The sequence below is a fragment of the Chromobacterium vaccinii genome (genome assembly GCF_001855275.1).
GTDB lineage: Bacteria > Pseudomonadota > Gammaproteobacteria > Burkholderiales > Chromobacteriaceae > Chromobacterium > Chromobacterium vaccinii.
The window spans coordinates 2466584-2479665 of sequence record NZ_CP017707.1; the positions used below are offsets into that span (position 1 = coordinate 2466584).

Sequence of the window (13082 nt, forward strand, 5' to 3'; positions counted from 1 at the left end):
CCTCCGGATTCTGACAGTAGCGCATGCAAACAGTTTTGTCCGGCCCAGCTCCGCTAACACAAGCTCGCAAAATACCTGAGCCAAGATCAGCCAGCGCAAGCCGCGCGCGATGCTAAGGCCGCCATTCGCGGCCAAGCGCGCTGCCCTGCCCGCCGTTCCGCGCCAATCGTTCGCCTATCGCCTGCAAAGCCGCCCAGCGCGGGCCGCACCAATCGGGCGCGATCAGGGTCGGCGCCTGGGCGGTGGCCGAAATCCGGTGATAGACCACCTCCGGCGGCGTATGGCGGATCAGATCGGCGGCGAGGTCGGCATAGGCGTCCAGATCCATCGGCGCGATCTCGCCGCGCCGGTATTGCGCCGCCATCCGGCTGCCGCGGACTATCATCAGCGGGTGCAGCTTCAACCCCTCCGCGCCGATGTCCAGCACCGTCCCCAGGGTCTCATGCGCATCATCGGCACTCTCTCCGGGCAGGCCGGCGATCAGATGCGCGCACACCTTGAGGCCTCTTGCGTGGGCGCGGGCGACGGCGTCGCGGTAGTCGGCCAGCCCGTGGCCGCGGCGAATCAAGGCCTGGGTGCGGTCGTGCGCGGTCTGCAGCCCCAGCTCCAGCCATACCTCGGCGCCGCCATCCTGGTACGAGGCCAGCAGGTCCAGCGCGGCGTCCGGCACGCAATCTGGCCGGGTGCCGACGCACAGGCCCGCCACATCGGCCGCCGCCATCGCCTCGTCGTACAACGCGCGCAGCGTCTCCACCTCGGCATAGGTGCTGGTATAGGCCTGGAAATAGGCGAGATAACGCCGGGCGCGGCCGGTTTTGGCCTTTTCCCGCGCGATCTGTTCGGCGACGGACAGGCTGGCGGCCTCGCGGCCGAAGCTGCGCACATTGCAGAAGGTGCAGCCGCCGCGCCCCAGCGTGCCGTCGCGGTTGGGACAGGTGAAATCGCCGGCCAGCGACAGTTTGTGCACAGTCTCGCCGAAGCGGCGTTTCAGATAATGGCCGAAAGTGTGGATATGGCGGGTGAGGTCCATCGCGCTGCCGACAAAAGGCCGCAGTCTAGCGCCGAGCCGCCGGCGGCTGAATGCGCGCGATCAAGGACTGGTTGAATCAAATATTGTGCCAGCCCAGCCAGTACAGCACGCAGAACAGGCCGGCGCTGATCAACAGCGCGATGGCCAGCGCCGAAATGAGCTCATGCAGGCTGCGACGCTGGCTGGGCTTGAGGAACCAGCGGGCGACCACCCAGGCCAGCAGGCACAACGCGAAGAATTTGAACAGACGTCCGAACATGATGGGGACCGTGGCGGAAACCCGGCCGATTATCCCGGCGCGCCATACTCCCGCGCAAGCTTATGTTATGGATATAATCGACCGGTAGCTGCAGGAGACCGCATCCAGACCAGCCCCGGCAGAGGGCGGCGGACGCGGACAAATAGAAGAGGCCCTAATGACCGACACCAACTGTTCGGTAGGCATCGTCGCGGCCCAGGATGCCGCATTCGATGCCCCCCTGCCGCTCGCCAGCGGCGCCGCGCTGCCCGGCTATCAGCTGCGCTTCGAGACCTATGGCGAACTCAACGCCGACAAGAGCAACGCCATCCTGATCTGCCACGCGCTGTCCGGCCATCACCACGTCGCCGGACGCTACCGCGACGACGACAAGGCGCTAGGCTGGTGGGACAATATGATAGGCCCCGGCAAACCGATAGACACCCGCCGCTTCTTCGTCGTCGGCGTCAACAATCTGGGCGGCTGCCATGGCAGCACCGGCCCCTCCAGCGTCAATCCGGCCACCAGCCTGCCGTGGGGCTCGGCCTTCCCGGTGGTGACGGTGCCGGACTGGGTGACGTCGCAGGCGCGGCTGGCCGATCGCCTGGGCATAGACCGCTGGGCCGCGGTGATAGGCGGATCGCTGGGCGGCATGCAGGCGCTGCACTGGAGCATCGCCTACCCGGAACGCGTCGCCCACGCGCTGGTGATCGCCTCCGCCCCCAAACTGTCGGCGCAGAACATCGCCTTCAACGACGTGGCGCGCCAGGCCATCCTCACCGATCCGGAATTCCACGGCGGCGACTTCTACCAACACAGCGCCATCCCCCGCCGCGGCCTCAGGCTGGCGCGGATGCTGGGCCACATCACCTATCTGTCCGACGACGGCATGGGCGAGAAATTCGGCCGCATGCTGCGCTCGGGCGAATACCGCTTCGGCTACGACGTGGAGTTCGAAATCGAGAGCTATCTGCGCTATCAGGGCGACAAATTCTCCGACTACTTCGACGCCAACACCTATCTGCTGATGACCAAGGCGCTCGATTATTTCGACCCGGCCAAGGACCGCGGCGGCGACCTGGCCGCGGCGCTGAAGCCGGCCCAGGCGCAATTCATGGTGGCCAGCTTCACCAGCGACTGGCGCTTCTCGCCGGAGCGCTCGCGCGAGACGGTGAAGGCGCTGATCGCCGCCGGCAAGCGCGTCAGCTACGCCGAAATCGAATCGGCGCACGGCCACGACGCCTTCCTGATGACCGACCAACCGTATGTGGACCTGATGCGCGCCTACCTGGACCGCGTGGCCAAGGAGGTGAACGCATGAAATCACTGACTCTCCGTCCCGATCTGCGGATGATCTACGACTGGATATCGCCCAGCAGCCGAGTGCTGGACTTGGGTTGCGGCCGGGGCGAACTCTTGGCGGCGCTGCAGGACGGCAAGCAGGTGCAAGGCTACGGCGTCGATTTCGACGTCGCCAACGTGGTGCGCTGCGTCGCCGCCGGCGTCAACGCGGTGCAGGGCGACCTGGAAACCGGCCTGTGCGAATTCGGCGATGCGCGCTTCGACCACGTGGTGCTGTCGCAGACGATACAGGCGATGCGCCATACCGAGGCCATCCTCAACGAGATGCTGCGCGTCGGCCGCGAGGCCATCGTCACCTTCCCCAATTTCGGCTACTGGCAAAACCGGCTGCAGATCCTGAAGGGCCACATGCCGGTGTCCGACACCATCCCCTACCAGTGGTACGACACCCCCAACATCCACTGGTGCATGCTGGGCGACTTCGAGGAACTCTGCGCCAAGAACGGCATCCGAGTGGTTCAAAGGGTGGTCATGGACAAGGGCAAGCGGGTATCCTTGCTGCCTAACCTGCGCGGCAGCCTGGCGTTTTACCGGGTGGCCCGCGACTGATTCCGCCTCGCACAAGGAGAGACGCATGCGCCTGTTGCTGGCCATTTTCCTGCCCTGGCTGCAGTTTTTCACCATAGGCCGGCCGTTCGCCGGCGTAATCTGCCTGATCCTGCAACTGACGCTGATCGGCTGGTTGCCGGCCGCGCTGTGGTCGGTGTACGCGCTCAGCCAGTACAAGACCGACCAGAAGATAGAGCAGGCGCTGCGGCGCTGACCCCGCCCCCGGCGGACCCCGCGCCCGCCTCCGCCGACATCCGCCCGCGCCTCTCGCGCGGGCGGCCCGTCCACCACCACGACAACAAGCACATGACCCTGGCCACCATCAACTGGCGGCGCGACGTGTTCTCGCGCACCATGCTCGTCTGCGTGTTCACCGGCTTCGCCTCCGGGCTGCCGCTGTACACCCTGATCAACCTGCTGCCGGCCTGGCTGCGCAGCGAGGGCGTCGATCTCAAATCCATCGGCCTGTTCGCGCTGATCGGCCTGCCATACACCTGGAAATTCCTGTGGTCGCCGCTGCTGGACCGCTACGCGCTGCCGCTGCTGGGCCGCCGCCGCGGCTGGATGCTGGCCACCCAGCTGGCGCTGCTGGGAAGCCTGGCGCTGCTGGGACTATTCGATCCCAAACAAGACATCTGGAGCATCGCCGGACTGGCGCTGGCGGTGGCTTTCTTCTCCGCCAGCCAGGACATCGTGCTGGACGCCTTCCGCCGCGAGATCCTCAGCGACGTCCAGCTGGGCCTGGGCAACACCGTACACATCAACGCCTACCGGCTGGCCGGCCTGGTGCCAGGCTCGCTGTCGCTGATCCTGGCTGACCACCTGGACTGGGGCAGCGTGTTCGTGGTCACCGCGCTGTTCATGCTGCCCGGCGCGCTGATGACGCTGATGGTGAAAGAGCCCGCCCAGGCTCCCGGCAGCCCGAAAACGCTGCGCGAAGCGGTGGTGGAGCCCTTCCACGAATTCCTCACCCGCCAGGGCTGGCAGGGCGCGCTGTGGATACTGGGCTTCATCTTCCTGTACAAGCTGGGCGACAGCATGGCCACCTCGCTGGCGACGCCGTTCTACCTCGACATGGGTTACGCCAAGTCGCAGATCGGCCTGGTGGCCAAGCACGCGGCGCTGTGGCCGGCGGTGATAGGCGGCCTGCTGGGCGGCCTGTGGATGATCAAGCTGGGCATCAACCGCGCGCTGTGGGCCTTCGGCGTGGTGCAGGTGGTGTCGATTCTGGGCTTCGCCTGGCTGTCCAGCTACGGACGCTTCGGCAGCGTCGGCGCGACGGAGCTGTCCATGCTGGCGGTGGTGATCGCCTTTGAGGCGCTGGGCGTCGGCCTCGGCACCGCGGCCTTCGTCGCCTTCATCGCCCGCAGCACCCATCCGGCCTACACTGCCACCCAGTTCGCGCTGTTCACCAGCCTGGCGGCGGTGCCGCGCACGCTGGCCAACGCCGCCACCGGCTACATCGTCGACTCGGTGGGCTGGACCTCGTTCTTCTTCCTGTGCACGGCGCTGGCGCTGCCCGGGATGATGCTGCTGGTGCGGGTGGCGCCGTGGGGCGACGACCCCGCGCCGGAAAAAGCCTGAGCCGCCGGGCTACAGCCGGCAATTCTCGACGCCATCCTCCTGCCGGCACTGGCGGATGTTGCCGTCCTGGTCCAGCTTCAGCATCCACTCCTCCAGGCCCGATCCGGTTTTGGCCCTGGCCTCGATGATGAAGCTGGCTTGATCGATATTGTCCGAGGACGGTCCGGCGCTGCTGAAGCCGATCACGAAGGCGCCGGTTTCCAGCACCGGCAGCGGCGGCCAGGACAGCGGTCCTTCCTGATGGTAAACGCCGCGCAGTTGGTACCAGCGCTGCATGAAGTGGCCGTTTTCCATCAGGGCTGCCCTGGCCTCCTCCATCCGCGCCCGCTGCAGGTACTGCCGATAGCTCGGCACCGCCAGCGCCAGCAGGATGGCCAGAATGGCCATGCAGCCGGCCAGCTCCATCAGGCTGAATCCCTGTCCCAGGCCCCGCCTCACTCCGCCACCTCGCGCCAGTCCAGCCGCCGCCCTTCGTCCGCATCCTGGCCCACCCGGTACCAGCTTTGCAGCGTCACCACGCTGAGCGGATGATGGCCCCAGGCGCGCACCGTGATCCGGTACAGCCTGTCCTTGGCCGCCTCGCCGAAACGCGGGTCGACCAGTTCCACCACGTAGCGCGGATTGGCCCAGCTGAGCGCGCCGCCGCGCACCCGCTGCGGGCAGCCGGTCTGCGGCAATCCCGGCTCCAGCGCGTATTCGCGACTGTTGCCGCAGGGATGCAGCAGCAGCTGGCCTCCGACGCGGCGCCGGTGAGGCGGAGCCATCGGTTCGCACAGGCCCTTGCCTTCGGTCCCCTCGCAACTGGGCGGGAACAGCCTGCCCTCCCCATATAGCTTCGCCGGATCCGCGGCATCCAGCCCCAGGCGGCGGTCCATCCGCCACACCCACTGCTCCGCGCCCGACAAGGCCTGGCGGGCCAGCATCTCGGCTCGCTGCCTGTCCTGGGCATTGGCCGCCAACCGGCCCGCGCCGGTCAGCTGGCGCGACGAAGTCAGCACCAGCAAGCCCAACACGGCCAGCAGCGACATCACCAGCGGCAGCGCGCCGCCGCCCTGGCACCGCGCGTTCACGGCGACACCCCGCAAGGCGGAACCGGCTCCAACGCCAGATCCAGACTCAACAGACTCACCTCGTTCTCCTTGTCGTCGGGATACCATGCCAAACTCACGCGGGCGGCCTGCGGCGATAGCCCGGAAGGCCACTGCGACGCTTCCCGCCAGCTCCAGCGGGCGGACTCGCCGCAACCGTCCCGCGCCAACAGCTGCAAACCCAGGCGCTGCACGCCGTCCAGCAAAACCCTCTCCTCGCCATCGGCCAAACCGCCCTCGGCGTCCCGCGCCAGCAACCGATGGCCGCGCGCGGCCGCTTCCAGACGGTAGCGCCGCTCCCGCGGCAGCCACAGCTGCAACGAGGACAGGTGCACACCCTCCGCCCGCGGCGACACCGGCAACGGCGGCGTCAGCGCCAGTTCCGGCGCGCCGGCTTCGCCCCTCCAGTGGGCGCGGCTTCCCTGCAGCGCATAGCCGCCGCCGCAACTGCCCAGCCAGACGCTGGACCACGGCCGCCAGGCCTCTGACGGCTGCGGCGCCAAGCTCACGCCGGCCAAGTCGTCTCCGGACCGGTTGACGCGGACGATCTCCAGCTCCCGCCCCGGCAATTGCAGCCGCCATTCTCCGGCGGAGAAATCGCCGGCCCGCCACGGCCGCGACCTGCACCCCGAACGCCCATGGCCGGCCAGATCCCTCGCCAGTTGCCGCAACGCCCAGCGCGCGTCCTGGCTCCGGCCCAGCCTTTGCTCGGCCGCGCTCACCCCGCGCTGCACCGCGGCCAGCGCGGTCAGCGACAAAACCAGCACCAGCGACGTCAGCGCCGCCGCCAGCAACACGCTCAGCAGCAGGGCGCCGCGTTGCCGCTCAGGGCCGCAGCGGCCAGACACCCGCATGCTCCCGCCAGCCGCCGTCCAGCCGGGTGCGCCATGCCACCCGTATCGCCAACTCGCCTTTGCCGTCGCAGCCCGGCTTGTCCAGCGTCGGCCGCACCCGGCTGTCGCCGCGGCAAACAACGCCGCGCGCCTGTTCGCTCCGGCCTGCCTGGCGCAGCTCATGCTTGAAGCGAACAAGATTGGCGTCGGCGAGCTGCTGCGCCGAGCAACCGACCGCGCACCCGCCGCCGGCGCGATGGTCGTCGTAGCCCTGCTCCAGATACAGCGGCCACAAGCTTTCCGGACTGGCCAGGATGGCGCTGGAGAGGTTGACGGCCGCGTCGCCGATGCGGCTGCCCAGTTCGGTTTCCCGCGCATGCAGCAAGGCGCGCGCCTGAACGCCGCTGAAGGCCAGCACCGCCGCCATCCAGATCAGCAATGCGACCAGCGCCTCGATCAGGCTGAATCCCCGCTCAGGCGCAGGCATCGCCCGCCTCCCCCAGCCGGGCCCGGCCGTTGGCCGTCACGGTCAGCGTTAGACACTGGCTGCGGCCGTTCAGATAGAAACGCATCGCCTTCGATGCCTGCAGCCGTCCCTCGGCCGTCAGCGCCAGTTGCCTGGCGTCCGCGCGCACCGCCACCCGGTCGCCGTCGAACATCGCCAGGCGCAGGCGCTCGCCGCTGTCGTAATAGCCGTTGGCCGCGCCCTGATCCGCATACACCAGCGCCCCCTCGGGCCAGGATTGTCCGCTGCCTCCCTGCTGCGGCAGGCAGCCCTGCAACTCGCGGTTCACTTTCAGATTGGCCGCGCACAGATACACCGGCCGGTTGAGCCGCAAGGCCTCGGCGCGCGCATACTCCAGGCAGCCCATCAACGCCATCGCCTGGCCGCGCAGCCGTTGCCGCTCCACAGCCTGTCCCAGCGCGGGCAGCGCCAGGCAGGCGCCGATGGCGGCGATCGCCAGCGCGGCCATCATTTCCAGCAAGCTCAATCCAGCCTGACACGGCTTGTCCATCGCGTGCCCCGTTCCGATATGGGAAGTCGCCAGTCTGAGAGCGCCGACGCCGACGCTCAGCGCCGCCTGTACCAAAGCCGGAGCCGCCGCGCGGCGCTCATATCCGAAAGTGCAGGTCGACGCTGACGCAAAAACAAAACGGCGCCGAATGGCGCCGTTCCGGACGGATGCGATGGATGCGTCAGTGCGCGGCTTCCCAGCTGTCGCCGGCGCCGACCTCGGCCAGCAGCGGCACCTTCAGTTCAGCCGCGCCAGCCATGATTTCCGGCAGACGGCGCTTGACCAGTTCCAGCTCGGCCTGCGGCACTTCCAGCACCAGCTCATCATGCACCTGCATGATCAGCTTGCTCTGCAAACCGTCGCTCTCCAGCCAGCCCTGCACCGCGATCATCGCCAGCTTGATCAGATCGGCGGCGGTGCCCTGCATCGGCGCGTTGATCGCCGCGCGCTCGGCGCCTGCGCGCCGGCCCGGGTTGCTAAGCTTGATGTCCGGCAAATACAGGCGGCGGCCGAACACGGTTTCGACATAGCCCTGCTCGCGCGCCTTCTCGCGCGTGGTCTGCATGTACTCGGCCACGCCCGGGTAGCGCATGAAGTAGCGATCGATGTACTGCTGGGCGGCGCTGCGCTCGATGTCCAGCTGAGCGGCCAAACCAAACGCGCTCATGCCGTAGATCAGGCCGAAGTTGATCGCCTTGGCGGCGCGGCGCTGGTCAGACGTCACCGCCGCCAGCTCCACGCCGAACACCTCGGCCGCGGTGGCGCGGTGGATGTCCTCGCCGCTGGCGAACGCCTTCAACATGCCCTCGTCGTCGGACAGGTGGGCCATGATGCGCAGCTCGATCTGCGAATAGTCGGCCGACACGATCTGCCAGCCGGCCGGCGCGATGAAGGCCTCGCGCACGCGGCGGCCCTCGGCGGTGCGCACCGGGATGTTCTGCAGGTTCGGGTCATTGCTGGCCAGGCGGCCGGTGATCGCCACCGCCTGTGCATAAGTCGTATGCACGCGGCCGGTCTGTGGATAAATCAGCGTCGGCAGCTTGTCGGTATAGGTGGACTTCAGCTTGGCCAGCCCGCGGTATTCCAGGATGCACTTCGGCAGCGGGTGGTCCAGCGCCAGCTGCTCCAGCACCGACTCGTCGGTGGAATAGCCGCCGCTCGGCGTTTTCTTGACGCCCTTGGTCGGGATCGCCAGCTTGCCGAACAGGATTTCCTGCAGCTGCTTCGGCGAGTTCAGGTTGAACGGCTGGCCGGCCAGTTCGTAAGCCCGCTGCTCCAGCTCCAGCATCTGGCTGCCCAGCTGGTGGCTCTGCGCGACCAGCTTGTCGCGGTCGATCAGCACGCCGTGGCGTTCCATCTTGAACAGCACCTCGGCCACCGGCAGCTCGATATCGCGGTAGACCTTTTCCAGGTCGCCGCGAAGCTCGCCGGCGAAGAACTGGTTCAAGCGCAGCGTGATGTCGGCGTCTTCGGCAGAATAATTGGCCGCAGTGGCGACATCCACTTCGGCAAAGCCGATCTGCTTGGCGCCCTTGCCGCAGATATCCTCGTAGCTGACGGTGTTCTCGCCCAGATGGCGGCGCGCCAGGTCGTCCATATTGTGGCGCTGGTGGCTTTCCAGCACGTAGGAGGCCAGCATCGAATCATCGATGATCCCGCGCAGCGCGATGCCGTGGTTGGCCAGCACGTGGCAGTCGTACTTCAGGTTCTGGCCGCACTTCTTCCGGCTGGCGTCCTCCAACCACGGCTTGAGTTTGGCAAGGGTGGCGTCCAGCGGCAACTGCTCCGGCGCGCCGGCGTAATGGTGTTCCAGCGGCAAGTAGGCGGCATGGCCGGCCTCCACCGAGAAGCTGACGCCGACGATGCGCGCCTGCATCGGATCCAGGCTGGTGGTCTCGGTGTCGAACGACACCACCTGGGCCGCCGCCAGCTTGGCCAGCCAGGCGTCCAGCTGCGCGTCGGTGAGAATGGTTTCGTAATGGCGCGCCAGCGCGCCTTCAGCCGGGGCTGCCTTGTCCGACGACACGGCCGCCGGTTCGGCGAACATGTCGCCCTGGGCCTGATCGCCGCGCGGCGCGGCGGGCGCGTCCTCTCCGCGCTGGGCGACAGCCGGCATCTCTTCGCCCGCGGTCACCTCGCGGTAGAAGGTGCGGAAGCCCAGGTCCTGGAACAGCTCGGCCAGCCGCGGCTTGTCCTTCTGGCCGTGCTGCAGGCCCGGCAGGCCGTGCGGCAGATCGGTCTCCAGATTCACCTCGCAATCGATGGTGATCAGCCGCTTGCCCATCGGCAGCCAGTCCAGCGCGGCGCGCAGGTTCTCGCCCACCTTGCCGCCGACGCTGCCTGCCTGGGCGACGATGGCGTCCAGGCTGCCGTATTCCTCCAACCACTTCACCGCAGTCTTCGGCCCGCACTTGTCGACGCCGGGCACGTTGTCCACCTTGTCGCCGATCAGGGTCAGGTAGTCGATGATCCGGTTCGGCGGCACGCCGAACTTCTCCTTCACTCCGGCCTCGTCCAGCAGCTCGTTGGTCATGGTGTTGACCAGGGTGACGTCCTGCGTCACCAGCTGCGCCATGTCCTTGTCGCCGGTGGAAACGATCACCTTCATGCCGGCCGCCGCCCCCAGGCGCGCCAGCGTGCCGATCACGTCGTCGGCCTCCACTCCCGGCACCACCAGCATCGGCCAGCCGGATGCTTGCACCACGTCGTGGACCGCCGTAATCTGGGAAGCAAGCTCCTCGGGCATCGACGGGCGATTGGCCTTGTATTCGGGGTACAGGTCGTCGCGGAAGGTCTTGCCCTTCGCGTCGAAGACGCAGGCGCTATAATCGAATTCAACTTCTTTCTCCAGCCGCCTGAGCATGTTCACCATGCCATAGACAGCCCCCACCGGGCGGCCATCCGGGGAACGCAAATCGGGCATCGCGTGAAAGGCGCGGTACAAGTAAGAAGAGCCGTCGATCAATAACAATGTTTTCATAAAGAGGCAGAAGTATGAGCTTGTCCGATAAGTTGCCGCAGACCAGTGACCGTCACGCCATGATGCAGCGCTTCCGTTCCCGCGAGGCCTGGCACGTGATGAAGATATTGTCGGAGTTTGTCGAGTCGGCCGAGGAACTGCAAGGCATTACCCCGGCGGTGAGCATATTCGGCAGCGCGCGCACGCCGCGCGATCATAAATACTACAAATTGACCGAAGACGTGGCGCGCCGCCTCTCCGACTCCGGTTTCTCGGTGATATCCGGCGGCGGCCCCGGCATCATGGAAGCCGCCAACAAGGGGGCATTTTACGGCAGAAGTCCGTCAGTGGCGCTCAACATCGTGCTGCCGCACGAACAAAAACCCAACGATTACCAGGATCTGTCGGTCAAATTCAACCACTTCTTCAGCCGCAAGGTGATGTTCGTCAAACACGCCATCGCCTACGTGGTGATGCCCGGCGGCTTCGGCACGCTGGACGAGATGTTCGAGGCGCTGACGCTGATCCAGACCGGCAAGAGCCGCAAAATTCCGATCATCCTGTGCTGCCACGAGTTCTGGACCGGCCTGCTGGACTGGGTGAAAGACCGCCTGGTCAGCGAAGGCATGATCAACCCGGACGACCTCAACCTGATCCAGCTGATCGACGACCCGCAGCAAATCGTCGACACCATTTTCAAACACTACGAAACCCGCGGCTTCGACGCGCTGCCCGAAGAACGCGAACAGTTGCTCAACCTGTAGTCTGCTTGCGGTCTTTTTCCGGCGGCCGCCGTTTTCCGCCGGACGCAGGGCTCGAAAACGCCTCTCCGCAGTATCATGGGCGTCCGACCAAGCCATGCGCCGGCGGAAAACCGCCACTGAAGGCCGCCCAGCCATCAGGCCGTCGGACGAGACTTGGTGTCTCCCTGCCGGGGCGCTCCGTCTCCATCCAACCTGGAGGAGGCCGCGCCGCTTGCAAAAGCATCGTAAACAGACGCTTAAAACCACATACGAAAAAGGACAAACCATGCGCCGCCTCACCGCCCTGCTTCTTCTCTTGCCATTGGCCTCCGCAGTGGCCGCCGAAGCGACCACCATCCCACCCAAGGCCGTGGTGCCTCCGCCGCCTGCGATCAGCCCGTCCAACGCCGCCGAGGCTGAACCGGAAGTGCGCCTGATCCAGAAGGGCGACGAGAAAATCGAGGAATACCGCCTGAACGGCCAGCTGTACATGGTCAAGGTCACGCCGGCCCACGGGGTGCCTTACTACCTGATAGACGACAATGGCTCCGGCAACATGAGGCAGATCGACCCCGCCACCCGCATCGTGATCCCGCGCTGGGTTCTGGTGCGATTCTGACGGAGGCGGCATGTCGGTTTACACCACGGTCGGCCAGGAATCGCTGCGACACTGGCTTCAAGGCTACGCGCTGGGACAATTGCAGGAGCTGCAAGGCATCGCGGCGGGCATCACCAACACCAATTACTTCGTCACCACCTCCCACGGCCGCTACGTGCTGACGCTGTTCGAAACCCTGCGGCTCGACGAACTGCCCTACTACCTGACGCTGATGAGCCATCTGGCCAGGCACGGCGTCGCCTGCCCGGCGCCGATCGCCGACCACACCGACAGCTTCGCCTCGATGCTGGCCGGCAAGCCTGCCTGCCTGGTCAGCTGCCTGTCAGGAAAAGACGTCAGCCATCCCAACCCCGATCAATGCCGCGCGGTCGGCGAGATGCTGGCCCAGATGCACAAGGCTGGCGCCACCTTCCCGCTGCAGATGGCGAATCCGCGCGGCCCGCGCTGGTGGAGCCGGACCGCCCGGCAGCTGTATCCCCAGATGCCAGCCGACCAAGCCGCGCTGCTGAGCGAGGAAATCCAGTTCCAGGATGGCCATCGCTTCGACCACCTGCCCAGCGGCGTGATCCACGCCGACCTGTTCCGCGACAATGTTTTGTTGGATGAAAACCACATCAGCGGCTTCATCGACTTTTATTACGCCTGCAACGACATCCTGCTGTACGACGTGGCCATCGCCGTCAATGACTGGGCCCGGCGCGACGATGGCGAACTGGACGACGAATTGGCGCTAGCCTTCCTGGAAGGTTATCAGTCCGAACGGACGCTGGAAGCCGCCGAACGCGACTGCTGGCCTGTCATGCTAAGGGCCGCCGCGCTTCGCTTCTGGGTATCGCGGCTGCAGGACCAATACCAGCCGGCAAGCGGAGAACTCACCTACACCAAGGATCCGGCCGTGTTCCAACGCTTGCTGCTGGCCCATCGCCAGAGGCAGGATTTCTGGTTGGCGTAACCCTGTCCAAACGCAGTATTGCGCGAGGCGAGCATGGGATTCACGATAACGTCATCAGATCTGCCTTGAAAAATGTGAAGATTCACATATCATCAAAAGCGAGTAGTAG

General features: G+C 66.3%; 15 protein-coding genes. 7 read left to right on the top strand and 8 right to left on the bottom strand.

Annotated features, from left to right (window positions below; genetic code table 11):
• Nucleotides 1-112 precede the first annotated feature (112 nt).
• Both mnmL and BKX93_RS11435 read right to left on the bottom strand, forming a co-directional pair.
• Nucleotides 113-1030, bottom strand: coding sequence for a tRNA modification radical SAM protein MnmL/YtqA (mnmL, locus tag BKX93_RS11430; protein ID WP_046167353.1), 918 nt, complete (start codon nucleotides 1028-1030; stop codon nucleotides 113-115).
• A 76-nt stretch (nucleotides 1031-1106) separates the two neighbouring features.
• Nucleotides 1107-1289 (bottom strand): protein MIGRI, encoded by a 183-nt coding sequence (locus BKX93_RS11435; RefSeq protein ID WP_046156164.1) that lies wholly within the window; start codon nucleotides 1287-1289, stop codon nucleotides 1107-1109.
• A gap of 157 nt (nucleotides 1290-1446) precedes the next feature.
• Here BKX93_RS11435 and metX point away from each other — a divergent pair, with 157 nt between their 5' ends.
• From metX to BKX93_RS11455, 4 genes are all read left to right on the top strand, one after another.
• Nucleotides 1447-2589 carry a homoserine O-succinyltransferase MetX gene (gene metX, locus BKX93_RS11440; RefSeq protein WP_070979880.1) on the top strand — a complete coding sequence of 381 codons (1143 nt, stop codon included), beginning with the start codon at nucleotides 1447-1449 and terminating at the stop codon, nucleotides 2587-2589.
• Nucleotides 2586-3179 carry a methionine biosynthesis protein MetW gene (metW, locus tag BKX93_RS11445; RefSeq protein ID WP_070979882.1) on the top strand — a complete coding sequence of 198 codons (594 nt, stop codon included), beginning with the start codon at nucleotides 2586-2588 and terminating at the stop codon, nucleotides 3177-3179. Before metX ends, metW begins: the two co-directional genes overlap by 4 nt.
• Nucleotides 3180-3204: 25 nt before the next feature.
• Nucleotides 3205-3393 carry a YqaE/Pmp3 family membrane protein gene (locus BKX93_RS11450; protein ID WP_046156161.1) on the top strand — a complete coding sequence of 63 codons (189 nt, stop codon included), beginning with the start codon at nucleotides 3205-3207 and terminating at the stop codon, nucleotides 3391-3393.
• A 92-nt stretch (nucleotides 3394-3485) separates the two neighbouring features.
• Complete coding sequence (locus BKX93_RS11455; RefSeq protein WP_046156160.1) at nucleotides 3486-4763, top strand: AmpG family muropeptide MFS transporter; 1278 nt, start codon at nucleotides 3486-3488, stop codon at nucleotides 4761-4763.
• Nucleotides 4764-4772: 9 nt separating this feature from the next.
• Here BKX93_RS11455 and BKX93_RS11460 read toward each other — a convergent pair whose 3' ends face one another.
• The 6 genes from BKX93_RS11460 to polA all read right to left on the bottom strand — a co-directional run bounded on the left by BKX93_RS11460 (nucleotide 4773) and on the right by polA (nucleotide 10680).
• A complete protein-coding gene (locus BKX93_RS11460; protein ID WP_144408776.1) occupies nucleotides 4773-5201 on the bottom strand; it encodes a type IV pilin protein in 429 nt (142 codons plus the stop codon).
• Entirely contained in the window at nucleotides 5198-5833 is a 636-nt protein-coding gene (locus BKX93_RS25130; RefSeq protein WP_052717458.1) for a pilus assembly PilX family protein, read from the bottom strand. The genes BKX93_RS11460 and BKX93_RS25130 overlap by 4 nt, the downstream gene beginning before the upstream one ends.
• Nucleotides 5830-6705: a hypothetical protein gene (locus tag BKX93_RS25135; RefSeq protein WP_046167351.1), complete on the bottom strand. Its 876-nt coding sequence runs from the start codon at nucleotides 6703-6705 to the stop codon at nucleotides 5830-5832. The genes BKX93_RS25130 and BKX93_RS25135 overlap by 4 nt, the downstream gene beginning before the upstream one ends.
• A complete protein-coding gene (locus tag BKX93_RS11475; RefSeq protein ID WP_070979883.1) occupies nucleotides 6677-7171 on the bottom strand; it encodes a PilV family protein in 495 nt (164 codons plus the stop codon). The genes BKX93_RS25135 and BKX93_RS11475 overlap by 29 nt, the downstream gene beginning before the upstream one ends.
• Nucleotides 7158-7700: a GspH/FimT family pseudopilin gene (locus BKX93_RS11480; protein WP_046167350.1), complete on the bottom strand. Its 543-nt coding sequence runs from the start codon at nucleotides 7698-7700 to the stop codon at nucleotides 7158-7160. The genes BKX93_RS11475 and BKX93_RS11480 overlap by 14 nt, the downstream gene beginning before the upstream one ends.
• A 181-nt stretch (nucleotides 7701-7881) precedes the next feature.
• A complete protein-coding gene (gene polA, locus BKX93_RS11485) occupies nucleotides 7882-10680 on the bottom strand; it encodes a DNA polymerase I (RefSeq protein ID WP_083340519.1) in 2799 nt (932 codons plus the stop codon).
• Nucleotides 10681-10694: 14 nt separating this feature from the next.
• On the opposite strand from polA, the gene BKX93_RS11490 reads away from it, so the two are divergent.
• The 3 genes from BKX93_RS11490 (at nucleotide 10695) to BKX93_RS11500 (ending at nucleotide 12973) form a co-directional block, all read left to right on the top strand.
• Nucleotides 10695-11423 (top strand): LOG family protein, encoded by a 729-nt coding sequence (locus BKX93_RS11490; protein WP_046156155.1) that lies wholly within the window; start codon nucleotides 10695-10697, stop codon nucleotides 11421-11423.
• 265 nt (nucleotides 11424-11688) lie between these two features.
• On the top strand, nucleotides 11689-12021 hold the full coding sequence (locus BKX93_RS11495; RefSeq protein ID WP_046167349.1) for a DUF2782 domain-containing protein: 333 nt from the start codon (nucleotides 11689-11691) through the stop codon (nucleotides 12019-12021).
• A gap of 10 nt (nucleotides 12022-12031) precedes the next feature.
• Complete coding sequence (locus BKX93_RS11500) at nucleotides 12032-12973, top strand: homoserine kinase (protein ID WP_046167348.1); 942 nt, start codon at nucleotides 12032-12034, stop codon at nucleotides 12971-12973.
• Nucleotides 12974-13082: the final 109 nt, after the last annotated feature.